The sequence below is a fragment of the Pseudonocardia sp. P-1 genome (genome assembly GCF_058111925.1).
Map to the genome: position 1 here is coordinate 3300099 of NZ_CM176614.1, position 23859 is coordinate 3323957.

General features: G+C 73.1%; 22 protein-coding genes and 1 tRNA gene. 16 read left to right on the forward strand and 7 right to left on the reverse strand.

The window, feature by feature from the left end:
• Positions 1–7: 7 nt before the first annotated feature.
• Both AC0GKK_RS16175 and AC0GKK_RS16180 read left to right on the forward strand, forming a co-directional pair.
• Positions 8–640 (forward strand): pyridoxamine 5'-phosphate oxidase family protein, encoded by a 633-nt coding sequence (locus tag AC0GKK_RS16175; protein WP_489881994.1) that lies wholly within the window; start codon positions 8–10, stop codon positions 638–640.
• Between the two features lie 54 nt (positions 641–694).
• The gene (locus AC0GKK_RS16180) at positions 695–1069 is read left to right on the forward strand and encodes a hypothetical protein (RefSeq protein WP_251783378.1); all 375 of its coding nucleotides are present in this window, start codon (positions 695–697) and stop codon (positions 1067–1069) included.
• Between the two features lie 207 nt (positions 1070–1276).
• On the opposite strand, the gene AC0GKK_RS16185 is transcribed toward AC0GKK_RS16180, so the two are convergent.
• Positions 1277–1347 (reverse strand) — tRNA-Gly (locus AC0GKK_RS16185).
• A gap of 163 nt (positions 1348–1510) precedes the next feature.
• Between AC0GKK_RS16185 and AC0GKK_RS16190 the strand changes: the two genes are divergently transcribed.
• Positions 1511–2692 carry a UDP-N-acetylglucosamine 2-epimerase gene (locus AC0GKK_RS16190; protein WP_482638611.1) on the forward strand — a complete coding sequence of 394 codons (1182 nt, stop codon included), beginning with the start codon at positions 1511–1513 and terminating at the stop codon, positions 2690–2692.
• 26 nt (positions 2693–2718) lie between these two features.
• Positions 2719–3303, forward strand: coding sequence for a dCTP deaminase (dcd, locus tag AC0GKK_RS16195; protein WP_251783382.1), 585 nt, complete (start codon positions 2719–2721; stop codon positions 3301–3303).
• 2 nt (positions 3304–3305) lie between these two features.
• Here the strand turns inward: dcd and AC0GKK_RS16200 are convergent, their stop codons facing one another.
• Positions 3306–3611, reverse strand: coding sequence for an ArsR/SmtB family transcription factor (locus AC0GKK_RS16200; protein WP_062398839.1), 306 nt, complete (start codon positions 3609–3611; stop codon positions 3306–3308).
• Between the two features lie 104 nt (positions 3612–3715).
• On the opposite strand from AC0GKK_RS16200, the gene AC0GKK_RS16205 reads away from it, so the two are divergent.
• Together AC0GKK_RS16205 and AC0GKK_RS16210 are read left to right on the forward strand one after the other, a co-directional pair.
• Complete coding sequence (locus tag AC0GKK_RS16205; RefSeq protein WP_062398837.1) at positions 3716–4096, forward strand: nuclear transport factor 2 family protein; 381 nt, start codon at positions 3716–3718, stop codon at positions 4094–4096.
• Between the two features lie 611 nt (positions 4097–4707).
• A complete protein-coding gene (locus AC0GKK_RS16210) occupies positions 4708–5295 on the forward strand; it encodes a hypothetical protein (protein ID WP_489881995.1) in 588 nt (195 codons plus the stop codon).
• Positions 5296–5355: 60 nt separating this feature from the next.
• On the opposite strand, the gene AC0GKK_RS16215 is transcribed toward AC0GKK_RS16210, so the two are convergent.
• Entirely contained in the window at positions 5356–7830 is a 2475-nt protein-coding gene (locus tag AC0GKK_RS16215; protein ID WP_489881996.1) for a heterodisulfide reductase-related iron-sulfur binding cluster, read from the reverse strand.
• 512 nt (positions 7831–8342) lie between these two features.
• Here AC0GKK_RS16215 and AC0GKK_RS16220 point away from each other — a divergent pair.
• The 7 genes from AC0GKK_RS16220 (at position 8343) to AC0GKK_RS16250 (ending at position 16346) form a co-directional block, all read left to right on the forward strand.
• On the forward strand, positions 8343–8621 hold the full coding sequence (locus AC0GKK_RS16220; RefSeq protein WP_020622502.1) for a hypothetical protein: 279 nt from the start codon (positions 8343–8345) through the stop codon (positions 8619–8621).
• Between the two features lie 3 nt (positions 8622–8624).
• Entirely contained in the window at positions 8625–9314 is a 690-nt protein-coding gene (locus AC0GKK_RS16225) for a hypothetical protein (protein ID WP_489881997.1), read from the forward strand.
• Complete coding sequence (locus tag AC0GKK_RS16230) at positions 9301–12411, forward strand: ATP-binding protein (protein ID WP_489881998.1); 3111 nt, start codon at positions 9301–9303, stop codon at positions 12409–12411. The genes AC0GKK_RS16225 and AC0GKK_RS16230 overlap by 14 nt, the downstream gene beginning before the upstream one ends.
• Positions 12408–14315 (forward strand): hypothetical protein, encoded by a 1908-nt coding sequence (locus AC0GKK_RS16235; protein WP_489881999.1) that lies wholly within the window; start codon positions 12408–12410, stop codon positions 14313–14315. The genes AC0GKK_RS16230 and AC0GKK_RS16235 overlap by 4 nt, the downstream gene beginning before the upstream one ends.
• Before the next feature lie 240 nt (positions 14316–14555).
• Positions 14556–14900, forward strand: a complete 345-nt coding sequence (locus AC0GKK_RS16240) for a hypothetical protein (RefSeq protein ID WP_489882000.1) — start codon at positions 14556–14558, stop codon at positions 14898–14900.
• Positions 14897–15922 carry a C40 family peptidase gene (locus AC0GKK_RS16245; RefSeq protein WP_062398829.1) on the forward strand — a complete coding sequence of 342 codons (1026 nt, stop codon included), beginning with the start codon at positions 14897–14899 and terminating at the stop codon, positions 15920–15922. The genes AC0GKK_RS16240 and AC0GKK_RS16245 overlap by 4 nt, the downstream gene beginning before the upstream one ends.
• 28 nt (positions 15923–15950) lie before the next feature.
• Positions 15951–16346, forward strand: coding sequence for a hypothetical protein (locus AC0GKK_RS16250; protein ID WP_226367990.1), 396 nt, complete (start codon positions 15951–15953; stop codon positions 16344–16346).
• A 184-nt stretch (positions 16347–16530) separates the two neighbouring features.
• Here the strand turns inward: AC0GKK_RS16250 and AC0GKK_RS16255 are convergent, their stop codons facing one another.
• The 4 genes from AC0GKK_RS16255 to AC0GKK_RS16270 form a co-directional block, all read right to left on the reverse strand.
• The gene (locus tag AC0GKK_RS16255; protein ID WP_489882001.1) at positions 16531–17352 is read right to left on the reverse strand and encodes an ESX secretion-associated protein EspG; all 822 of its coding nucleotides are present in this window, start codon (positions 17350–17352) and stop codon (positions 16531–16533) included.
• The gene (locus tag AC0GKK_RS16260; RefSeq protein WP_489882002.1) at positions 17349–18722 is read right to left on the reverse strand and encodes a PPE domain-containing protein; all 1374 of its coding nucleotides are present in this window, start codon (positions 18720–18722) and stop codon (positions 17349–17351) included. The genes AC0GKK_RS16255 and AC0GKK_RS16260 overlap by 4 nt, the downstream gene beginning before the upstream one ends.
• A gap of 29 nt (positions 18723–18751) precedes the next feature.
• Positions 18752–19078, reverse strand: a complete 327-nt coding sequence (locus AC0GKK_RS16265; RefSeq protein WP_482638605.1) for a PE domain-containing protein — start codon at positions 19076–19078, stop codon at positions 18752–18754.
• Positions 19079–19155: 77 nt separating this feature from the next.
• A complete protein-coding gene (locus tag AC0GKK_RS16270) occupies positions 19156–19719 on the reverse strand; it encodes a DUF3558 family protein (protein WP_489882003.1) in 564 nt (187 codons plus the stop codon).
• 252 nt (positions 19720–19971) lie between these two features.
• Between AC0GKK_RS16270 and dnaK the strand changes: the two genes are divergently transcribed.
• The 3 genes from dnaK to dnaJ all read left to right on the forward strand — a co-directional run bounded on the left by dnaK (position 19972) and on the right by dnaJ (position 23859).
• Complete coding sequence (gene dnaK, locus AC0GKK_RS16275) at positions 19972–21843, forward strand: molecular chaperone DnaK (RefSeq protein WP_251783394.1); 1872 nt, start codon at positions 19972–19974, stop codon at positions 21841–21843.
• A gap of 38 nt (positions 21844–21881) precedes the next feature.
• Positions 21882–22544, forward strand: a complete 663-nt coding sequence (gene grpE, locus AC0GKK_RS16280; protein ID WP_251783395.1) for a nucleotide exchange factor GrpE — start codon at positions 21882–21884, stop codon at positions 22542–22544.
• Between the two features lie 88 nt (positions 22545–22632).
• Positions 22633–23859 carry a molecular chaperone DnaJ gene (gene dnaJ, locus AC0GKK_RS16285; protein ID WP_489882004.1) on the forward strand — a complete coding sequence of 409 codons (1227 nt, stop codon included), beginning with the start codon at positions 22633–22635 and terminating at the stop codon, positions 23857–23859.

Sequence of the window (23859 nt, forward strand, 5' to 3'; positions counted from 1 at the left end):
TCGGCCCATGACCTCCGACGCGCACGGCACCGAGATCCGTACCCTCGCCGAGCTGCAGGGGATCACCGGGCAGCCCATCGCGCCCGCGCTGGCGAAGGAGCGCGACCACCTCGTGGACGTGCACCGCGCCTGGCTGGCGGCGTCCCGGTTCCTGCTGCTGGCGACGTCGGGCCGCGACGGCACCTGCGACGTCTCGCCGGAGGGCGACCCGGCCGGTTTCGTGCACGTCGTCGACGACCGCACGGTCGCGATCCCCGAGCGTCCCGGCAACGGCCGCGTCGACGGCTGGCGCAACGTCCTGGAGAACCCGCACGTCGGCGTGATCCTGCTGGTGCCGGGCCGCAACGACACGCTGCGCATCAACGGCCGGGCCCGGCTCGTCCGGGACGCGCCGTACTTCGACGAGCTCGCCGTGAAGGGCCGCCGGCCGCTGCTCGCCTGCGAGGTCGCGATCGACCAGATCTACTTCCACTGTCCCAAGGCGTTCCTGCGCTCCGAGCTGTGGGTGACGACGAGCTGGCCCGAGCCGGACGCGCTGCCCTCCACCGCGCAGCTCGCCAAGCGGCTCGCCCGTCCCGACGAGCCACTGGAGAAGATCGAGGAGTACTACGGTGCCGGCTACGCGGCCCGGCTCTACTGAGGGTCGCGCAGGTTACATCGAAACCGCAGGTCAGACCCTGCACAATGGGGAGACGTGACACCCCCCGTCCCGCCGCTGCGGCGCTCCCTGCGTGCCCTGCTGTCCGCCGTCCTCACCGCGCTCGCGATCCCGGTCGTGCTCGCGGCGGGTGCCGCGCTGCCGCCGGCCGCGGTGGTCGTGGGGATCGTGCTGGCGGTGGTCGTCGCCGGGGTGGCCCGCACCCTGTCCTGGGTGGCCGGGGAACCGGTCGGCGAGCGGGCGACGGCGCTGGCCGTGGCCAGCGGCCTCGGCGCGGGGACCGCGGCGATCGCGCTGGGCGTGGTCGCGGTGTTCGCCGGCCCCGCGGTGCTGGTGCTCGTCCCGTTGCTCACCGGGGCCGGGGTCGCGACCTGGTGGGTCACCCGCCGGGACGTACCGCCCGCGCTCTGACTCCATGATCACCGGTTGTGGAGTCCGGAGTGCACTCCACGGCCCCCGCGCTCCACAAACGGTGATCATGAGGCCGCACGGCGACTGCCACACGCCACCGGTCACGGACCGTCGTCGCACGGAATGGCACGAGAGACTGTTCCCCGGAGACGACGAAGGCCCAGGCTCGGCGGGAAACCTGCCGCTGACCTGGGCCTTCGTGTTCTGAGCGGATGACGGGAATCGAACCCGCGTATTCAGCTTGGGAAGCTGATGTTCTACCATTGAACTACATCCGCATGGCGCGAGATCACCCTAGCACCACGATCCGCGTACCTGTCACGGACCTCCCCTGCCCGGTCGTCGCACGATCCGACCACCGGGCGCGCGTGTCTCGACCCGGCCGCCCGCTCCGCGCACACTCGTCACCGTCGGTCAGACCTCGGCCGGAAGGCGACTGCGATGACGGTGTTCGACCCGACGTCGGGCGACGTGTCCGGGTTCCCCCCCGACCACGAGCACGACGTCCTGCTCATCGCCGGCAGCCGTCCCGAGGTCGCCCGGCTCGCTCCGGTCGCCGGTGCCGTCGCGGCGGCGGACCGCATCCGTGGGATCACCGTCGCCACCGGCCCGGACCCGATGTCCGTCCACGAGGCGTTCGAGGCCCTCGGTGTCCCCACCGACATCACGATCCTGCTGCCGCTGGAGACCGGGCCCGGCATGGCCGACGTCGCCGCGGCGCTGTTCACCCGGCTCGACCAGCTGCTCGTCGACCAGGACCCGTCCGCGGTGCTGGTGCACGGTGGTGGGCTGGCGGCCGAGGTCGCGGCGACGGTCGCGTTCTGGCGGCGGATCCCGATCGTGCACATGCAGGCCGGCATGGGTACCGACGACCTGCTGTGCCCGTTCCCGCAGGAGGCGCACCGGCGGGTCATCGGCCAGCTCGCGTCGCTGTTCCTCACCACCAGCGGCTCCGCGCTGGGCAGTCCGCTCGGCCCGAACGTGCTGACGATCGGCGACACGATCAACTCGCTGCCCGGCCCGCAGCACCAGGGCTGTGTCGACGCGCTGGAGCGGGTGCACGACCAGCACCGCAGGCTGATCGTCGTCGACCTGGCGAGGGCCTCGTCGTCGCCGGTGCTGCGCGGGATCGCGGACCTGCTGGAGCGGTACCCGAGGATCGAGATCGTGCTGTTCGGTGCGCTCGCCGCCGGGGAGACGGCGCAGTCGCTCGGGACCCACCCGCGGGTGACGGTCGTGGCCGAGCCGGCGCTGCCCGACCAGCTGGCCGTGCTCACCGCGGCGACCGTCCTGGTCAGCGACGACCACGAGCTCGTCGTCGACGCACCCGGTCTCGGCACCCTCGCGGTCCTGGTCGACGGGCCGAACGTGCCGCAGCCCGGCGACTCGATCCGCAGCATCGCCGCGCACGACGCGGCCGCCGCCGTCGCGCAGGTGCTCGACGGCGACCACGGGCGCCGCGCCGCCGCGTCGGACGGCTTCGAGGCCGCCCGCGCCGAGCAGGCCGTCGCCTGGATGTTCGGGCTGACCCGCTCGCCGCAGCTGCCCGACGACCTCGGCGGCGGCGGCCGGCACAGCCCCGGCGGGGTGGAGTCGGACTCCGAGGAGTCCTCCGAGGCGTGACCGCGGGCCCTGGATAGGGTGTCGGCGTGCTGCTCTCCGACGGTGACCTGCGCAAGGACATCGAGTCCGGCCGGCTCGTGCTCGACCCGTGGGACGTCGAGATGCTCCAGCCGTCCAGCGTCGACGTCCGGCTGGACCGGTACTTCCGCGTCTTCCAGAACTCGCGCTACACCCACATCGACCCCTCCCAGCAGCAGGACGAGCTGACGACCCCGGTCGAGACGCCGGACGGCGAGTCGTTCGTGCTGCACCCCGGCGAGTTCGTGCTGGGCTCCACGTTCGAGCGGGTCGGGCTGCCCGACGACCTGGCCGGTCGCCTGGAGGGCAAGAGCTCGCTCGGCCGTCTGGGTCTGCTGACCCACTCCACGGCCGGGTTCATCGACCCGGGCTTCACCGGCCACATCACGCTCGAGCTGTCCAACGTGGCGAACCTGCCGATCACGCTGTGGCCGGGGATGAAGATCGGGCAGCTGTGCCTGTTCCGGCTGTCCAGCCCGGCCGAACGGCCCTACGGCACCGAGGGCGTCGGGTCGCGCTACCAGGGGCAGCGGGGCCCGACGCCGTCGCGCGCGTTCCGCAACTTCCACCGCACCGACACCCGGCGGGCCTGAACTCACCCGGCGACCACGGCCGCCACGAGCCCGGGGAACCTCGCGTCGAGGTCGACGCGCCGCAGCCGGGTGCGCAGCACCCTGCCGTCGCGGCGCTGCTCGATCACGCCCGACTCCCGCAGCGTCCGCCAGTGGTGACTCGCGCTGCTCTTGGTCATGTCCGGCAGGATCTCCTGGCAGGTGAGCGTCTCGTCCTCGCCGAGTGCGGCGAGTGTGCGGACGACGCGCATCCGCACGGGGTGGTCGAGTGCTGCGATCACGGTCTCGATGCGCAGCTCGTCGGCGGCCGGGGGCGGGTTCTCCTGCACGGCCCCATAGTACGACTACAGTCGAACCGATGTGGCGGCCGTCATCTGGTGGCGACCGCTCGACCCTCTTATGGTTCGAATAGAGTCGAACTATTGGAGGAGTCATGGACATCCGGCGGCACATCGCGACCGAGTTCCACACCGCCCTCACCACCGGGGACCGCGACCGGCTGCGGGCGATCCTCGATCCGGAGGTCTCCTGGACCCTGCCGGGCGACAACGCGGTCTCGGGTCGGGTCGACGGCGCCGACGCGGTGCTCGAACGTGCGGCGCTGATCGCGTCCTACGGGGTGGACTTCGCGCTCGAGCACATCCTGGTGAGCGCCGAACACGTCGCGCTCGGGCTGCACAACACGGCCCGCCGCGGGGACCGGGTGCTCGACGAGCACCTCGCCACCGTGTGCCGGATCGGGGGCGACCGGATCGTCGAGATCGAGACCTTCCTGTCCGACGAGCCGGGGATGAACGCGTTCTTCGCCGCCTGAGCGCGCCCGCGGGGGCGTGCACCGCCGCTACGCTGGGCGGTGATGGACGCCGACCGCAGCTCCCCGGACCCGTGGGCCACCGGCCGCCGTCGGAGTGGTCGCCCCGACCGCGGCGTCCGCCGCGCCACCCCGCCCCGGTACGACGACGCCGGTCCCGGCCCGGCCGGGCGTGGCGCCCCCGCCTCCGGCACACCCGCGCCCGGCGGCGCCGGGGAGAACGCGGCCGGTGAGGGCACGGCCCGTTCCGAGCCCGCCACCCCGCCGGACCCCGGCACCGAGCTCGTCGTGTCCCCCGTGGTCCCCCGGAGCCCGACCCGGGCTCACGCGCCCTCACCCGCCGGGTCGCACCCGCCCCCGCGGACCCGCCGCGGGCGGACCGCGGGACGGAGGACCGGGACCCCTGGGCCCCGTGGCGCCGCCTGCGCCCCCGCACCGTCCGCGGTGCCACCGCGCTCGGTCTCGCGGGTGCCGCGGTCCTGCTCCTGCCCTTCCTCGACGACCCGGGCCGCTGGTGGGTCCCGGTCGGCCTCGGGTTCGGCACCCTGGTCCTGCTGGCCCTGCTGCGGCTGGACCGGCTGCTTCAGGGGTGGGCACCGCACGTCGCCGGGGTCGTGCTCGTCGCGGCCCTGGTGAACGGCACCCGGGAGAACCCGTGGGCGTGGGCGCTGGCCCTGTCGGTGGGGGTGATCGTCGCCGGGGCGCTGCTGCTGCCGCGCTGGACGGTGCTCGCCGCCGGCGTGGTGCTGCTGGTGGTGTCCGGGGTCGGCTACTCGTTCCGCTCGGCCGAGATCCGGCAGGACCAGGCCCGCGTCGACGCGCAGGCCGGCGCGCAGTTCCGCAGCGACCTCGGCGTGGCCCGCCCGCAGCTCGCGCTCGTCTCGCTGGACACCGGGGTCGCCTCGCCGAACCCGGCCCGGGTCTGCCGGCTCGTCCAACCCGCCGCGCTCGACCAGCTCCGCGCCGCGACCGGTGCGGCGGCCTGCGAGGACGCCGTCGCCGTCCTGCACGGGCGGATGCCCGCCGGGGCACAGGTCACCGTCCCGGACCGGCGTCCGGACCCGGAGGTGGCGGTCGGCGCCACCACCGCCGTCGACGCCTGCGGCTCGGCGTGGGGCGCGGCCGCACCGCAGCTCGGCCGCGTCGTCCTCACCCGCACCACCCCGGCGACGTTCCAGGTCAGCTCCTTCACTCCCTGCTGACCCGCACACGACGACGGCCGGGCACCCCCTGCGGGGTACCCGGCCGTCGTCGGTGGTGGGTCAGTTCTCGTTCGAGCGCTCCGGTGTCGCCTCCTCCGGCGACGACCCGTTGCTCGACCCGTTCGCCGTGCCGTTCCCCGACGACGCCGGGGTGCCGGTGCTCGACGCGCCGTCCGAGCCGGCCGGGGTCGGGTCCTGCTTCGCGGCCTCGTCGGCCACCTCGGCGGCCGGGGTGGCGGTCCCCGGGGCGTCGGTGGTCGGCGCGCTCTGGCCCTCGGTCTCGGGCTGCGGCTCCGGCGCGGTGTCGGCAGGGGCGTCGCCCCGCTTCACCGCGGTGAGCAGCATCTGCGAGACGTCCTGGACCTGCACGGCCTCACCGGCGGTCTGGTTCACGCCGTCGGTCATCATCGTGCGGCAGAACGGGCAGCCGACCGCGAGCGTGCCGGACGGCTCCGAGCCGCCACCGGCCTTCGTGAGGGTCTCGGCGGCCTCCTCGGCGCGGGTGAAGTTGATGCGCTTGCCGATGCGCTCCTCCATCCACATCCGGGCGCCACCGGCACCGCAGCACATCGACCGGTCGCCGTGGCGCGGCATCTCGGTCAGCGTGGTCGTCCCGGCCGCTCCGGTCGCGTTGATCAGCGCGCGGGGCTCCTCGTAGACCTCGTTGTGCCGCCCGAGGTAGCAGGGGTCGTGGTAGGTGACCGGGCCGGTCTCCTCGCCCGCCGGGGCCGACACCGGGACCAGCTTCTTGTCCCGCACCAGCTTGTTGAGCAGCTGGGTGTGGTGCACGACCTCGTAGTGCCCGTCGAGCTGGGGGTACTCCCGGCCCAGGGTGTTGAGGCAGTGCGGGCAGGTCGTGACGATCTTGCGGGTGCCGGCCTCGCGGCCCTCGAACACGGTGTTGAGGGTCTCGACGTTCTGCTGGGCGAGCATCTGGAACACGAACTCGTTGCCCGAGCGGCGCGCCGGGTCACCGGTGCAGGTCTCCCCCGAGCCCAGGACGGCGAAGTTCACCCCGGCGCGGTGCAGCAGCTCCGCGGTGGCCCGGACGGTCTTCTTCTGGCCGTCGTCGAACGCGCCGGCGCAGCCGATCCAGAACAGGTACTCGGTCTCGGCGTCCAGCTCGCTCTCGACGACCGGAACCTCGAAGTCGAGGCCCTTGGTCCACTCGAGGCGGTCCTTGGCGTTCTGGCCCCAGGGGTTGCCCTTGTTCTCCAGGTTCTTGAACAGCGAGTTGAGCTCGGTGGGGAACTCGGTCTCGATGAGGACCTGGTAGCGGCGCATGTCGATGATGTGGTCGACGTGCTCGATGTCGACCGGGCACTGCTCGACGCACGCGCCGCAGGTGGTGCAGGACCACAGGATGTCGGGGTCGATGACGCCGAGGACGTCCTCACCGCCGACCAGCGGCCGGCCCGCGGCCTCCAGGGCGTCGACCGGGATGGCCTTGAGCCGCTCCTCGGCGCCCTCGCCGGTGATGCCGACCTCGTCGCCCGCCATGTCGCGGCTGCCGCCGGCGAGCAGGTAGGGGGCCTTCTCGTAGGCGTGGTCGCGCAGGGCGTTGACCAGCAGCTTCGGCGACAGCGGCTTCTCGGTGTTCCAGGCCGGGCACTGCGACTGGCAGCGCCCGCACTCGGTGCAGGTGGTGAAGTCGAGCAGGCCCTTCCAGGTGAAGTCCTCGACCTTGCCGACGCCGAAGGTGTCGGTGTCGGGGTCGGCCTCCTCCAGGTCCAGCGGCTTGCCGTTCGACATCATCGGCCGGGTCGCGCCGAGGGCCTTGTAGCCGTCGTCGTTGCGCTTGAAGTAGATGTTCGGGAACGCGGTGAACCGGTGCCAGGCCACACCCATCGTCGGGGTGAGCGCGATGACGATCAGCCAGACCGTCGCGGACAGCACCTTCACCGCGGCGAAGACGGTGACCAGCGTGGTCGAGGCGGGCAGGACCGCGGACAGCGCGTAGGAGACCGGGGCGGACCAGACCGGCACGTCGAACGCGCCCAGGGAGATCTTCGCGCCGCGCACCACCAGGATGCCCAGCCCCTCGAGGAACACGATCGCCTCGACGAAGTAGGCGCGGCCCATGTTCGAGCCGTAGAACCGCGACATCCGGCCCTGCCGGTTCGGGTTGTTCGCCTGGCGGATGACGATCAGCGCGGCGATGCCGACGACCGTGCCGACGCCGAGGATCTCGACGAACAGCGAGTACACCGACCACTGCCCGATCAGCGGCAGGTGGAAGGTCGGGTTCCAGACCTCGACGAAGGCCTCGACCAGCGCCAGGAACAGGCCGCCGAATCCGACCATGACCAACCAGTGGACGATGCCCACCTTGGTCCACTTGAGCATCCTGGTGTGACCCAGGGTCTCCTTGAGCATCGTCGCGAACCGCGGCCCGAACGGGCCGGTGCGCGTCGGGTCGGACTCACCGAGCCGGATGATCTTCACCATCCGGGTCACGGTCATCGCGACGAGGGCCACGGCGACGATCGCCGACAGCACGGTGACGATGCCGAGCGTGTACTGCACCCAGGTCATCTGGAGGAACCTCCCTGTTGAACACCCAGCGGTCCCTGCCGGAGCGTGGTGCTGCCGTGACGGATCGGGACGGGAAACGATGAACCGGTCCGGTGGCGCGCGTCGGCGGGGGCGCGGTCGGGGGCGCACGGACTACCGTGCCGCCGGGACCGGGCGGGCCTCTCCATCGCAGTGCCTCCTCGGACCTCGTCGCCGCACTGGTGTGGTGGGGTGCGACGACGGTCGGGCGAAGGGTAGTGCGCCCGGCCTGGGGTCGCCCGACCCCGTCATGGTCGGGTCGTGCTTGTTACCGAACAGTAGCCAAGGACGACCATGACATCTCGGACCGGGGCCGGTCCCGCGGGGAGACACGAGTCACGCCCGATCGGCGCTGGTCCGACCGTGTCGACCCGATCGCGCAGCGTGGCGCACCGGTGGGCCGGGTGGCTCAGCCCCTAGGATCCCGTACGTGTCTCGTGGTCTACTCGCCTGCGGGAGCGACCGGGACAAGCGGACTGCCGCAAGGAGGAGCTGTGAAGACCTCGTACGAGGCGATCCAGCTGGTACTCGCCCAGGGCGGACAGCTGACCACGGTCAACCTCCGTGACTGGATCACGAACAACATCGTGCCGCTGATCCTGCTAGCGATCGCCGTCATCCTGCTGTGGATCGGTGGTCGTGGTGACAACGCCGGCGTGGCCCGGCGCAGCATCGGACTGCTGGTGGGTCTGATCGCACTGGGCATCGCCGTGACCGGCAGCGGTCCGGCCATCGGACAGGCGCTGGCCAACCTGCTCGTGACCCCGGGCTGATCCGTGCTCGTTCGCACGGACGACGAGGTCTACCGCGTCGACGCCGTCTGGCTCGGGCCGCCACGGGCCACCTTCCCCTGGCGCGCCCGCTACGTCAGCTACGGCGTCGGACTCCTCGTCATGATGCTGATCATGTTCGTCCAGCGCCGGCTCGGTATCGGCCTGGACTTCTTCTCCGTGGCCTGGGCGCTCGTCGGCACCGTCGCGATCACCCGCCTGCTCGGCAAGAAGATCGACTACGAGCGGCCGCTGGGCCAGGTCCTCGGCCAGTTCTGGGCCGAGGTGACCGGGCCGCGGGCCGGTCGGAAGGCCGCGGGCGGCTCGGTCCGCGCGGGGCACGTCCGCGTCCACACCACCCGTGCCCACCCCGGCGTCCCGTCGGCCGGTGGCCGGACCCCCGCGCTGTCCACCGCGCAGCGCACCCGGATCGACGCCGCGGGGACGCGGCCGCCGGTCACCGTGGACGCCGTCGTGGACGCGCCCGCCACCACCGCTCCGGTGGTCCCGGGGCTCGAGGCGCCGGTCGCCGCACCCGCGCGCGTGGTCCCGCCACTGCCGGAGCCGGGCAGCGCGCCGCGCCGGAGCCGTTTCCGCCGGGCCCGCGGCGGTGGCAGCGGTCGCGGCGCGAGCGTGCCCGCGCGCACCCCCCGTCCCGACCCGTGGCGCCGGAGTGGCCACCGTGGCCGCACCTGAGCGGACCCCCCGGCCGAAGGCCCGGCGCGGCCGGGCCCGTGCCGGCGAGGGCGGTTCGGACTACACCCCGTCGATCGCGCTGCGCTCGATCGACGGGCACATCACGCGTACCAACGGGCAGGTCATGGCCTGGTACCGGCTCGCGGCGCAGGCGTGGAGCTTCCGCAGCGACAACCAGCGCGAGGTCCTGATCCGCCAGATCGCCGCGCAGCTCGGCGAGCTGCAGGGGCGCTGGTTGCACCTGCGCGTCACGACCCGGCCCTACCCGGTGCACATGTGGGCGGAGTCGTTCGACCAGAACGCGATCGGCCGTATGCCCGACGTGCCCGGCGCCCTGGGCTGGGACGGGTTCCTGGAGGGCGAGCAGCGCCACCTGATGGGGCTGTCGATGGCGGACAAGGAGGTCTTCCTCGGCATCGAGGTCTCCGGCCGCGGGCTGATCGACCGCTGGGTGGAGCGCGCCGCGCCCGTCCTGGACCGCCTCGTGCCCTCCGCGGTCAAGGCCGAGCTCGCCGCGCTGGAGACCGAGATCAACCACCTGGACGTGCTCGTCGCCGGGTCCGGTCTCGACGCCGTCCCCGCGAGCGCGGAGGACATGGCCTGGCTGATGCACCGCTCGGTCGCCCTCGGGCTGCCCGCCCCGCGCGGGCTCTCCTCGGTGCCGCGCGGGGTGTCGACCTGGGAGCCGGAGGACCTCGCCGCGTTCACCGAGGGCGTCGACCTGCACCAGGAGCCCTACGCGCCGACGGTGCAGGTCGTCGGGCGGATGCGCAGCCAGACCGTCACCCGCAACGTCGCGGTGCTGAGCGTCGGGCTGATGGAGGGTCTGCGGATCCCCGAGATCGACGACCCGTGGATGCAGCACTCCGACCGGCTGCCGTTCCCGGTGGAGTGGTCCGCGCGGATCTACGTGCGCCGACCGGAGGACGTCACCGGCGAGCTGCAGCGCCAGATGGGCAAGGTGCGCAGCCAGATCCGGCACTACACCCACGACCACGACCTCGACCCGCCGATGTCGCTCGCGCGGCAGGCCGACCGGGTCCTGGAGGTCGAGGACGAGCTCACCACCGGGCTCACCCAGCTCAACACCCGTCTCTACGGCTGGTGGCGGATCGCCGTCTCGGGCCGCGACGAGGCCGAGGCCACCACCCGCGCCCAGCAGGTCGTCGACCTGTACCGGCCCAAGGTGCAGATCGAGCACCCCGAGGCGCAGTACCGCTACGCCCGCGAGTTCATCCCCGGCGAGCCGCTGGCCGCGACGGCCTACCGGCGACGCGGGTCGGTCACCTGGGCGGCCGCCGCGGTCCCGGCCGCGACGGCGAGCGTCGGCGACCGGCGCGGAATCATGCTCGGCGAGACCTGCACCGCGACCCGGCGTCCGGTGGCCTGGGACCCGTGGCTCGCCCAGGAGGTGCGACGCGCGTCCGGGCTCACCGCGATCGTCGGCGGGCTGGGCTCGGGCAAGTCGTTCCTGACCGGGCTGGTCGTCTACAAGACGTTGCGCGCCGGGGCCCGCTGGACGGTGCTCGACCCGTCCGGGCCGCTGGCCGAGCTGACCCGGCTGCCGGAGCTGGCGCCGTTCTCCCGGCACATCAACCTGCTCCGCGCCGACCCCGGCATCCTCAACCCGTACCGGGTGGTCGCCGAGCCGCGGCCGGACCACTTCCTCGACGACGAGGACCCCGAGCGCGCCTGGAAGCGGGAGCGCTCGCTGGCCGCGGCCACCCGCCGTCGGCTGGTGCTCGACGTGCTGTCCGGGCTGCTGCCCTACGAGATCGCCCGCCAGCCCCACACCCGGATCGTGCTGCTCCGCGCGGTCCGCGAGGTCGGCGGCTCGCCCGACCGGCACCCGGGCATGGTCATCGACGCGCTGCGCCGGCACGCCGGTGAGGGCGAGGACCACGCCGGTGTCGTCGCGGACTTCCTCGACGAGCGGCGCGAGCTGCCACAGGCCGCGCTGCTGTTCCCCGACGAGACCCGGGCCGACCCCTGGCAGGCCGACCGGGACTACCGGCTCACCGTGCTGACGATGCAGGGACTGTCGCTGCCGCGCCCGGGCAGTCCGCGCGAGGAGTGGACCGACAACGAGTCGCTCGGCGTCGAGCTGCTGAACCTGGCGTCCTGGCTGACCCAGCGCACGATCTACGACGCCGACCGCAACCTGCGCAAGGGCGTCGCGCTCGACGAGACGCACTTCCTGTCCCAGGTGCCCACCGGCAAGGTGCTCATCGACCGCCTCGCCCGCGACTCCCGCAAGTTCAACGTCCGCGCCCTGTTCGCCTCCCAGCTGGCCGGTGACCTGCTGCGGGTCTCGGGCTTCGCGTCGCTGGTCAACGCCGTGTTCGTCGGCCGGACCGACGACGAGGAGGCCCAGTCCGAGGCGCTGCGGCTGCTGCGTGTGCCCACCGACGTCGGCTACGAGGAGATGCTCGGGACCCTGTCCCCGCGCCCCCGCCACGACGACCGGCCCGACGACGCGCCCCGCCAGTTCGTCTTCGCCGACGGCCACGGCGGCGTGGAGAAGGTCCGCATCGACCTGGAGGCACCGCACCTGGAGCACGTCCGCGAGGCGCTCGACACCAACCCCGACGCCGCCCGCGTCGTCGCCCCGCGCCCGCCGGGTGGCCCGGCGATCACCGCGCCCGGGCATCCCGAGATGACCGCACCCGACGAGCCGAGCCCGCTGCCCGCCCGGCGCGCCCCCGCCCCCGTGGTGCTGCCCGACCTCGACGGCGACGAGATCGACCTGCGCACCGACACCCGGATCGGCCCCGGCGACGACGACCCGGTCCTGGTCGGCGGGATCCGCGCCGGTGGGGTGCAGGTCGTGTCGGTCGCCGCGACCGACGCCGCCGTCGGCCGCGCGGAGCTCTACGACGACGAGCAGCTCGACCTGCTCGACGAGCTCGACGACGACTGGGTGGTCGACGAGCCCGCCCCCACGGACGGCACCGCCTCCGCGAACGGCACCGCCTCCGCGAACGGCACCGCCTCCACGGACGGCACCGCCCCCACGAACGGCACCGGCCCGTCGAAGGGGACGGCGGCCACGAACGGCCACCCCGCGGCCGCTCCCCCCGACGGGGACGGACGGTGACGGCGGGCCTCGACCCGTCCGGCGGCGCAGGCGTCTGGGTCGTCCTGGGCGTGCTGCTCGCGGCCGTCGTCGTCTCGGTGCGGAGGACCCGCCGCCGTACGCCGCAGACGCCCGGGGTGACCCGCCGCCGTCGTCGTCGGACGGCGGTCCTGGTGGTCACCGCGATCGCCGGCGGCACGCTACTGCTCGGCTCGCCGGCCATGGCGCAGGCGCTGGACTGCAAGTCCCCGCCGGAACCGGACCGCCCCGGCACCGGGCTGGTCGGCTCGCTGGACCGGCCCTCGGCGCTGCACGGGGAGGCCGGCAGCGTCTACGAGGAGGTCGGCTACGCCGGGCTCGTCTGGCACAACTACGACCTGGGCTGCGCCACGTCGGGGGTGCTGAACCCGTCGGTCACCACCGACACCTGGTTGGGCAACCAGGTCTTCAACCTGGCGAAGCTGACCGTCGGTGGGGTGAACTGGGCGCACTACCTCATCGCCGACGGCGGGTCGTTGTTCGCGCCGCTCGACCAGGTCATCACCACCGCGACCCGGGCGATGTACGAGACCGTGTTCACCACCTGGGTGGGCCTCGGCCTGCTCGGCTTCGCGATCATCGTGCTGCTGCTGGCGATGCGCGGGGAGCTCGCGCGCCAGGCCCAGCGCACCGGCATCGCCGTACTTGCGCTGATGCTCGGCTCCGCCGCCTACCTCGCACCGGTCGACTGGTCCCGCGCCGCGGACAACCTGCTGCTCGACGGGGTCACGCAGATGCAGGAGGGCTTCCTCGGCCAGGTCGGGCTGGGCACCCGCGACACCCTCCCGACGGTGCTCGTCGACCAGGTCGCCTACCAGAACTGGCTGCGCGGCACGTTCGGCGCGCCGGACGTCCCGCAGGCCCAGGAGCTGGGCCGGGACCTGCTGCGGGCGCAGGCGTTCACCATCGACGAGATCGACCAGGGCCAGGACACGTCCGAGACGGCGGAGCGCAAGAAGGGCGAGTACTCCGCGCTCGCCGACCGCATGGGGGACCGCTACCCGTACTTCACCGGGGCCTCCGGCAGCCGGATCGGGGCCGGGACGCTCGCGCTGATCCAGGCCGCGTGCATCGCGCTGTTCCAGCTGCTGTCCAAGGTCCTGGTGCTGGTCGCACTGCTGATCATCCGGCTGATGGTGGTGACGGCGCCGGCGATCGCCGTCGTCGCGCTGCTGAAACCGGACGTCATCCCGGCGATCCTGCGCATCGGCGGCGCCGCGATCGTGAACACCCTCGTCGTCGGGGCGCTGGCCGGGCTGCACGCGCTGCTGGTCGTGTCGCTGTTCGCCCCAGGGTCCGGGGTCGACCTGTGGCTCGCGCTGCTGGTGACCGGCGTGGTCACGCTCGTGCTGTGGGCGGTCGCGCGGCCGTTCCGGCGGCTGGTGTCGATGGTGACACTGACCCGTGAGCAGTTCGGCGGGATCGTCCCCGGCATCAACGGCGGCCCGGTGTCGCGGGTGTGGAACCGGATGCGCGGCCCGAACGACGCCGACGAGCGCCAGTCCCGCTGGTGGTCCGAGCGCGGCGGCCCCGGCGGGTCCGGCGACCCGGGCGCGGCGCGACCGGAGGCCGAGACCGCGGCCGGGCCGGGGGCCCGGGTCCGTCGTCGCGCGGCACCGGACGTGTCCTCGCCCCAGGCGGCCCGGATCGCCGAGCCGCGCCGCGGGGCGCTGCCGGTCGGGGCGTCCGGGCGGCCCGACACCGGGTTCGCCACGCGGGTCGACCCCGGCGAGGTCGACGACCGCTCCATCTACCGCCGCGACGACGCGGGGCCCCGCCGCCCCGGCGACCCGACCCCGGTGAGCCCGGAGCTCGTCGACGGCGTGCCCGTCTACAAGATCTACCGCCCGCGGGCGGCCCGCACCGGCGGCGACCGTGCCGATTAGGTCCTCCCGCGGCCGCGCCGGCGCCTACCGCGCGGTGTGGCAGTGGCCGCTGCGCTCCCCCGCCCGGCTCGCCGTGACGGTGGTGGTCCTGGGCGGGCTCGTGTTCGGGCTGGTCTCGCTCGGCGGTTCCGGCGGGGCGGCGTCCGGCGGCCTGATCGCCGGGGCGGCTCCGGCGGCAACCGGTGGGACAGCGGGTCGTCCGGCGTCTCCGCGACGCCCACCCCGACGCTGCTGCCGCCGGTGCCCGAGCTGACCCCCGAGGCGCTGCCGGTGTCGCAGGCCCCGCGGCAGGCGCTGGAGACGGCGCGGGTGTGGGCGGCGGCCTGGGTGAACCATCCCGACGGGATGACCTCCCAGCAGTGGGTCGCCGGGCTGCGGCCGTACACGACCGACGAGTTCCTCGGCGTGCTCGCGGGCGTCGACCCGTCGAACGTGCCCGCCTCCCGGGTCACCGGGCCCGCGACCCCGACCCGGGTCGCGCCGAAGAGCATCGAGGTCACCGTGCCGACCGACACGCTGACCCTGCGGATCCTGGTCGTCGACACCGAGGCGGGCTGGAAGGTGTCCCGCTACGACCGGGCATGAGCACTCCGCTGACGCGTGCGCTGCGGCCGCTGCGGCTGCTGCTGCCGTTCCTCGCGATCGGGATGGCGCTGGTGCTGTTCCTGACCGTCGGCTTCCTCGCGTTCAGCCCCAACCTCGGCGGCGGCCGGTCGAACGCGGCCTGGTGCGACACCGGGATCTCGACCGCGACGGTCGGCCGTGGCGGCGGGGGAGCCACCTTCGAGACGCTGTCCGACGAGCAGAGGCAGAACGCCGCCGCGATCATCTCGGTCGCCAAGGACATGCAGCTCCCGCCGAAGGCGTGGCTGATCGCGCTGGCCACCGCGATGCAGGAGTCGACGCTCCGCAACATCGACTACGGCGACCGGGACTCGCTCGGGCTGTTCCAGCAGCGGCCGTCGCAGGGGTGGGGCACCCCCGCGCAGGTCACCGACCCCGCCTACAGCAGCCGGATCTTCTACGAACGGCTGATGGAGGTGCCGGGCTGGGACTCGATGCCGGTCACCAAGGCCGCGCAGACCGTGCAGCGCTCGGCCTTCCCCGACGCCTACGCCAAGTGGGAGGGCCTGGCCGCGTCGCTGGTCGAGAACATCGGCGACGTCGCCAACCCGACGGGCTGCGCCCCCGGCACGACCGGCGCGCTGCCCCCGGGCGTCGCCGGGGCCGCGATCGGCTTCGCGCTCGGCGAGCTCGGCAAGCCCTACGTGTGGGGCGCGACCGGACCGGACTCCTGGGACTGCTCCAGCCTGCTGCAGGCGTCGTACCGGGCGGCCGGCGTCACGATCCCGCGGGTGTCGCGCGACCAGTACAACTCCGGCGGCCACCTGCCGGTCCGGGACATGCAGCCGGGCGACTTCCTCTTCTACGCCCACGACACCTCGGACCCGACCACGATCTACCACGTGATGATGTACCTGGGCGACGGCAAGATGGTCGAAGCGCCGAACCGCAACTTCCCCGTCCGCGTGCAGCCGGTGTCGTGGGAGTTCTCCGATCTCGTCCCGCTCGCCACCCGGCCGGGGACCACGCCGAACCCCGCCTGAGCGGGGTCGAGGCGCCATCATGGGCGGCATGCGCTCCCCGCTCTCGGACTATCTCGACTCCGCGGCGCCCGGTGCCTGCCCGGACCACCTCGTCGTGCCGCGGTCACTGGCCCAGTCGATGCCGCTGCGCTGGCAGCAGGTCTTCGTCGGTCTGCTCACCGACCTGCACGACGCCTACCCCGGCGTCGACTGGCCGGAGTACGCCGTGTCCGCGGTGCGGGCCGAACCGTTGACCGAGCTCGACGACGCCCAGCTCGCCACACACGGCTACGTCACCGAGCTGGGGCCCGACGGCGACCTCGAGTACCGCGACGCCGACGACCGCGTCGTCCCCGGGTCGCTGCCCGTCCGGGTGGAGGTGCCCGACACCGTGCCGCCGGCGTCGGCGGGGCAGGTGCCGCGGGGGACCGTCGTCCTGCGCTGACCGCGCCCCGCGTCGCCGCTTGCTGCTCGCACCGGTCGGGTCCGGCCCGGTGCGCGGGGGTGTCGCCGAGATGCACCTCAGCGGGAATCGTCGATCTCCACAGACCGCTGAGCTGCATCTCGGCGTGCGGCAGGGACACCTCCCCTGCGGATCCGCTCACCCGGTGAGCGAGTTCCCGGCCCCCTCACCAGGCCCGGTGCGTCCCGACCGGCGCGCGACGGCGCTGCGCCGCGTCGGCGAGCCGGTCCAGCTCACGGACCAGGTACGCGGCGTCGGCCGGACCGGCGTGCACGACGGCGTCGTCGGGAAGCGGGCCGCCGACGACGTCCGGGGTCGGGCGCCGCTGGACGTAGCAGCCGTCCGTGGTGGCGTGCACCAGGAGGACGCCCGGCGCGCGGCACGGGTCGGGTCCCTTCCGGCCGGCGCCGAGCTGGGCGACGCCCTCGACCTGCCCCATCCGCCGGAGCATCTCGGCCTCGGTCCCGCTGCAGCCCCGCCGCAGGAGCTCGTGGACGAGCCGGTCGGGATCGCCGTCGGCGCGCTCGGCGGCCTCGCCCAGCACCGCGACGGGGATCCGCACCCCGGCCCCGGGGCCGGGTACGAGCTCGCCGAGCAGCTCGACCAGGACGGCCGACGCGTCGTCGGGCGGGACGCGGACCAGCGCGACGTCGTCGCCGATCCGGGTGGCCAGCACCGCGCGCCCGGCCCGCCGCGCGACCAGCGCCCGCTGCCACGACGGCGGTGCGACCACGAGGTCGTGCTGGAACTCCGGTGCGACGACCGTGCGCAGGTCGCCGACCAGGTCCGGCTCGAACGCGGTGCCGGTGAACAGGCCGCGTGCGGCGAGGGTGTCGAGACACCCCCGCACGACACGGGCCCGCTCGACGTCGGTGAACCCGGGGCTGAGCAGCTCCAGGACCGCGGGGTTGCGACCGAGGTCGAGCAGGTCCCGGGCGACGTCGAACTCGGCGGCGGTGAGGACGGTGGCGCGGTTCCAGTCGATCATCGGTGGGGCTCCTCGGGGGCCAGGACGGCGTCGGTCGCGGCGATCTCGATGTCGAACACCTCGTCGGTGGGGACGACGTAGCGGTTGCGGTGGTCCCGGGTGTCGCGGCTGCCCGCGCCGCCGGCCACCGGGCCGTAGCCGCCGGGGGCGCCGCCGCGTCCGGTGCTCTCGCCGGGGCGGGCGGACCAGGCCGGCTCGGCGGTCCGGGCGCCGGGACCGAACTGCTCGTGCAGGCGCGCGCCACCGGATCCCGTGCCGCCGGGGAGCCGGTCGCCGTACCCGGGACCACGGGCCGACGGCGGGACGAGCGGCTGGGCCCGGGTCCGTTCGCCGAACCGGCGTCCGAGGTCGACGCGGGCGGCGAGCGGGTCGGGGCCCGGTGTCGTCGTCGGGTACGGGCCCGGGGCCGCCGCCGGCCGGTACGGGTCCGGGGCGGGCGTGGTCGTCGGGTCGAGGTGCTGGGGTGCGACGACGTCGACCGGCCCGGGGAGCCCGGTGCCCCGGCCCCGGTCGGCCACGCCGCCGCCGGTGGTCCCGGGACCACCGGGCCCCGCGGTTCTCGCGACGTCCGGCGTGCCGGGGCCCGATCCGACGAACCCCGATCCCTCGGTCCCCGGCCCGTCGGTCCCCGGCCCGCCGGGAGCACCGACGCCGTCCGGTCCGGGGCGGGGCCCGCCGCCCGGCTGATCCGGGACGCCGGTTCCCGGACCGCCTCCGCCGAGAGGGGTGGCTCCGCCGGCCCCGACACCGGCCGGGCCGTGACCGCCGGCCCCGGCCGAGCCCGGCGCCGGACCTCCCGCACCGGTGGGCGTCGCGGCCGACCCCGGGTCGACGGTGCGGAAGCGGTCGTCGATCGCCGACGCCGTGTCGAGATGCTCCTGGAGGACGCGGTCGGCCTCCTCGCTGTGCCGCTGGTCGCGTTCGAGCGAGGTGACGTAGTCGGCGACGGTGGCGCTCAGCCCGGTCAACGGGGTGCTCGCCAGCAGGTGGAGGTTGCGGACACCGCTGGTGAAGATGCCCGGCGGGGTGGGATCCAGGGCGGCGATGGCGGCCTGGGCGCGGTCGAAGGACTGCCCGTAGGCGTCCAGCTGGGTCGCGCCGTTCGCGGTGACGGGGGCGGTGCACATCATCGAGGTGGTGATGCCGTCGAGGGACTGCTGGGCGGCGGCCGCGGCGGGGCCCTGCCAGGAGATGCCCAGCTCGGCCATGCGTTTCCGGGCCTCGTCCGATGCGGAGCGCAGCTCGGCGTCCGCGGTGCGGAGTGCGGCTGCGGCGTCGGCGACCGCTGTCGAGCCGGGTTTCCCGACCACCCAGGCGTACTTCTCCTGAAGCGACGTGGCGGCGAAGTTGAAGCCCTGGTGGAACGCCATTCCCGTGTCCTCGTGGTGGTGAGCGACGATCAGGCCCGGAAGGACCTCTCGATCGCGGCCTCATCGATCCGGTACGACGCGGCAACAGCGCGTAGTGATGTGACGGCGTGCTCCAGCTCGATCCGGTGCGCCACGTGACGATCGATGATGGCAGCGAACTTCTCGTCGAACACCGGTGTCGCGATCCCCGATATCGGGTCCTCACCGCACGGGCCGACTGTGCAGCCGAGCGCGTTCTGCAGGGCGGCGCGAATGGCCTCGGCCTGCTGTGCGAGTGATCGACCGACGCCGAGGACGTTGTCGGGAGACACCTGACTGGTCAGGTCGTTCAAGGTCTGCGGATCCGACGAACTCATGGGCGGGCAAGGTAGTCGGCGGTCCGTACGAGCATGGGTCCTTCGAGCGACTGCTTCGCGGTCGCGAATCGCAAGGGTCAGCGCGGAGCGAGCATCGCGAGTGCCTCGTCGAGGACCTCGTTGGCCCTTTCACAGGGTGCGCGTACGGGACTACCGGCCTCGCGCAGTTCGTCGGTGGGTACCGAGGCCTGGGCTCGTACGGATGTCGAGTCGTCGGTGTCGGCGACGGCTTCGCACACGGCCAGCCGGGCTGTGAACCGCTCGTTCTCGATCACGTCGTATCCCCGGGTCCGGCCGGAGGAGGAGTCGGTTGACCGGAGATCTGTCGCGGCGAGCGGGAGGAATTGCAGGTTGATGTCGATCCGCGGGGTTCCGGTGCCGAAGTAGCCGCACGAAGGGGCCCGCGTTCCGCGGATCACCGCATCGTTCGCCCGGGGATCGCGGAGCTCGAGCGTCCGAAGGGCCGGTGCGGACAAGAGATCGCAGGGATGCCTGCTCGTCACGTCGATCGGACCCGGCTGGGCCGTTTGTGGCGAGTCCGGTCCCGGCGGTGTGGCGCCGGGGCTGCACGAGGTGACCGCGACGGTGAGGACGACGGCCGCCGACCCCAGAGCGACCCGACGCGCAGCCGGTACGAGCACGGTGATCCTCCGTCGACGATCGAGCGGCCACAGGCTAGCCCGCCCCACCCCCGTCGACGGCCGTTCGGAGCACCCGCGAACGTCATGGATAAAAGTTGAGTCCCCCGGGAACAAGTCTTCCGGGTCGCCCGTTGACCCCCATGAGAGCAAGTTGAGCAGGACCCACTCAAGGGCGATGCACGAGGCGCTCCCCGGCCTGGTACAACTTGAGCCGGACGCACTCACACCCCACACATCTCGGAGGCAGTCACCATGGCTCGTACGGTCGGTATCGACCTCGGGACCACCAACTCCGTCGTCGCCGTCCTCGAGGGTGGCGAGCCGACGGTGATCGCGAACTCGGAGGGTGCCCGCACCACTCCGTCGATCGTCGCGTTCGCGCGCAACGGCGAGGTCCTCACCGGTCAGTCGGCGAAGAACCAGGCCGTCACCAACTCCGACCGCACGTTCCGCTCGGTCAAGCGTCACATCGGCACGGACTGGAAGACGTCGGAGATCGACGGCAAGACCTTCGCGGCGCAGGAGATCAGCGCCCGCGTCCTGCAGAAGCTGAAGCGGGACGCCGAGGCCTACCTGGGCGACGAGGTCACCGACGCCGTCATCACGGTGCCCGCGTACTTCGAGGACGCGCAGCGCCAGGCGACCAAGGAGGCCGGCCAGATCGCCGGTCTGAACGTGCTCCGAATCGTCAACGAGCCGACCGCGGCCGCGCTGGCCTACGGCCTCGACAAGGGCGACAAGGAGCAGACCATCCTGGTCTTCGACCTGGGTGGCGGCACGTTCGACGTGTCCCTGCTGGAGATCGCCGAGGGCGTCGTCGAGGTCAAGGCGACCAACGGCGACAACCACCTCGGTGGCGACGACTGGGACGAGCGGGTCGTCAGCTGGCTCGTCGACAAGTTCAAGTCCTCCCAGGGCATCGACCTGACCAAGGACAAGATGGCGATGCAGCGGCTCCGCGAGGCCGCGGAGAAGGCGAAGATCGAGCTGTCCAGCTCCTCGTCGACCAGCATCAACCTGCCCTACATCACGGTCGACTCGGACAAGAACCCGCTGTTCCTGGACGAGACGCTGTCCCGCGCGGAGTTCCAGCGGGTCACCCAGGACCTCCTGGACCGCACCCGCAACCCGTTCAACCAGGTCATCAAGGACGCCGGCATCTCGGTGAACCAGATCGACCACGTCGTGCTCGTCGGTGGCTCCACCCGGATGCCCGCCGTCACCGAGCTCGTCAAGGAGCTGACCGGCGGCAAGGAGCCGAACAAGGGCGTCAACCCGGACGAGGTCGTCGCCGCCGGTGCCGCGTTGCAGGCCGGTGTGCTCCGCGGTGAGGTCAAGGACGTCCTGCTGCTCGACGTCACCCCGCTGTCCCTGGGCATCGAGACCAAGGGCGGCGTCATGACCAAGCTGATCGAGAAGAACACCACGATCCCGACCAAGCGCTCGGAGATCTTCTCCACCGCGGACGACAACCAGCCGTCGGTGCAGATCCAGGTCTTCCAGGGCGAGCGCGAGATCGCCGCGTACAACAAGAAGCTCGGCATGTTCGAGCTGACCGGCATCGCGCCGGCGCCGCGCGGCGTCCCGCAGATCGAGGTCTCCTTCGACATCGACGCCAACGGCATCGTCAACGTGTCCGCCAAGGACATGGGCACCGGCAAGAGCCAGGAGATGACGATCACCGGCGGGTCGGCCCTGTCCAAGGACGACATCGACCGCATGGTCAAGGAGGCCGAGGCGCACGCCGAGGAGGACGCCAAGCGTCGCGAGGAGGCGGAGACCCGCAACCAGGCGGAGACCCTCGTCTACCAGACGGAGAAGTTCGTCAAGGAGAACGACGAGAAGCTCCCCTCCGACGTGAAGGACGCGGTGAACGCCGCCCTGGGCGAGACCCAGGAGGCGCTGAAGGGCACCGACCACGAGGCGATCAAGTCCTCGATGGAGAAGCTCGCCACCGAGTCCCAGAAGATGGGGTCCGCCCTGTACTCGCAGCCCGGTGCCGAGGGCGCCGCGGGTGCCGGTGCCGAGGGTGGTGCCGGCGCGGCCGGTGCCTCCGACGCGCAGGACGACGTCGTCGACGCCGAGATCGTGGACGACGACAAGGACGCCAAGGGCGGCAAGTGACGGCCGGCGGCCATCCACGGGACGACAGGACGGTCGACATGGCTGACGAACAGAAGCAGGAGGAGCCGGTGACGTTCCGGGACCGCCGCAAGGTGGACCCGGAGACCGGCGAGGTCCGTCCCGACGCCGACGCGAACGGGGCCGCCGACACGGCGGCCCCGGCCGGGGACGGCGAGCAGGTCGCGGGCCCGGCCGACGGGGAGGACCCGGAGCTCGAGAAGCTGCGGGCCGAGGTCGCCGAGCGCACCGCGGACCTGCAGCGGGTCAGCGCCGAGTACGCCAACTACCGGCGTCGGGCCGACCGGGACCGTGAGCAGACCAAGGTGGACGCGAAGGTCTCCTTCGCGAACGACCTGCTGGTGGTGCTCGACGACTTCGAGCGCGCCGCCCAGCACGGCGACCTCACGGGACCGTTCAAGGCCGCGGCCGACAAGGTCACCACGGTGCTGACCAAGCTCGGTCTCGAGCCGTTCGGGACCGAGGGCGAGTCCTTCGACCCGCAGCTCCACGAGGCCGTGCAGCACGAGCCGGCCGAGGGCTCCGGCCCCACGGTCACCGTGCTGTCCACGGTGCTGCGCCGTGGCTACCGCATCTCCGACCGGGTCCTCCGGCCGGCGATGGTGACCGTGCAGGACCGCCCCGAGGCTCCGGCCGGGGGCGGCGCGGACGCCGGCGACGGCGAGCCGCAGAACCCGGCCTGACCAGGACGGGAAGGGACGTGACCGCGCGGTGCGGTGGGAGGCGACCGGCCTCCCGCCGCACCGCGGGTCTGATCGGGAAGGAGGCGGAGTGACCCAGCGCGACTGGATCGAGAAGGACTTCTACCGCGAGCTGGGCGTCTCCTCGACGGCGTCCCAGGACGAGATCAAGAAGGCGTACCGCAAGCTCGCCCGCGAGCTGCACCCGGACGCGAACCCCGGTGACGAGAAGGCCGAAACCCGCTTCAAGGCGGTCTCCGAGGCCTACGGCGTGCTGGGCGACGAGTCCAAGCGCAAGGAGTACGACGAGACCCGCGCGATGTTCGCGGGCGGCGGCGGCTTCGGCGGGTTCGGCACCGGCGGTGGCTTCCCCGGTGGTGCGCGTCCCGGTGGCGCCGGCCAGGGCGGCTTCGACATCAACGACCTGTTCGGCCAGGCCGGCCGGTCCGGCGATGCCGGAGCCGGCGACTTCAGCGACATCCTCGGCGACATCTTCGGCCGCACCGCGCGGAACAACGCCGGCGGTGCGGGCGGGTACGGCACGGCCGGTGCCCGCCGCGGCCAGGACGTCGAGAGCAGCCTGACCATCTCCTTCGACGACGCGGTGCGCGGCGCGACGGTGCCGATCAAGCTGTCCTCGCCGGGGCGCTGCGAGCGCTGCGGCGGCACCGGGTCCCGGCCCGGCAGCACCCCGCGCACCTGCCCGACCTGCTCCGGTCAGGGTCTGGTGAACCGCAGCCAGGGCGCGTTCTCGTTCTCCGAGCCGTGCCGCGACTGCCGCGGGACCGGCCGCATCATCGACGACCCGTGCCCCGAGTGCCACGGCGACGGCGTGTCCACCCGGACCCGGTCGCTGACGGTGCGGGTCCCCGCCGGCGTCGACGACGGGCAGAAGGTCCGGCTCGCGGGCCAGGGCGAGCCCGGTCGCGGCGGCGCACCCGCCGGTGACCTCTACGTCACGGTCTCGGTCACCCCGCACCGGATCTTCGGGCGGTCGTCGAAGAACTCCGACGACCTGACCCTCACCGTGCCGGTGACCTTCCCCGAGCTGGCTCTGGGTGCGACCCTGACGGTGCCGACACTCGACAGCACCGTCTCGCTGCGGATACCGCCGGGGACCGCCAGCGGCCGGACGTTCCGGGTGTCGGGGCGTGGGGTCGAGCGCAGGAACGGGAAGAAGGGCAATCTGCTGGTCACCGTCGAGGTTGCGGTGCCGCAGAAGCTGGACGAGGCGGCCACCAGTGCGCTGGAGGCCTATGCCGAGGCGACGTCGTCGTTCGACCCGCGGGCCGATCTGCTCGGTAGCACCAGGAGGTGA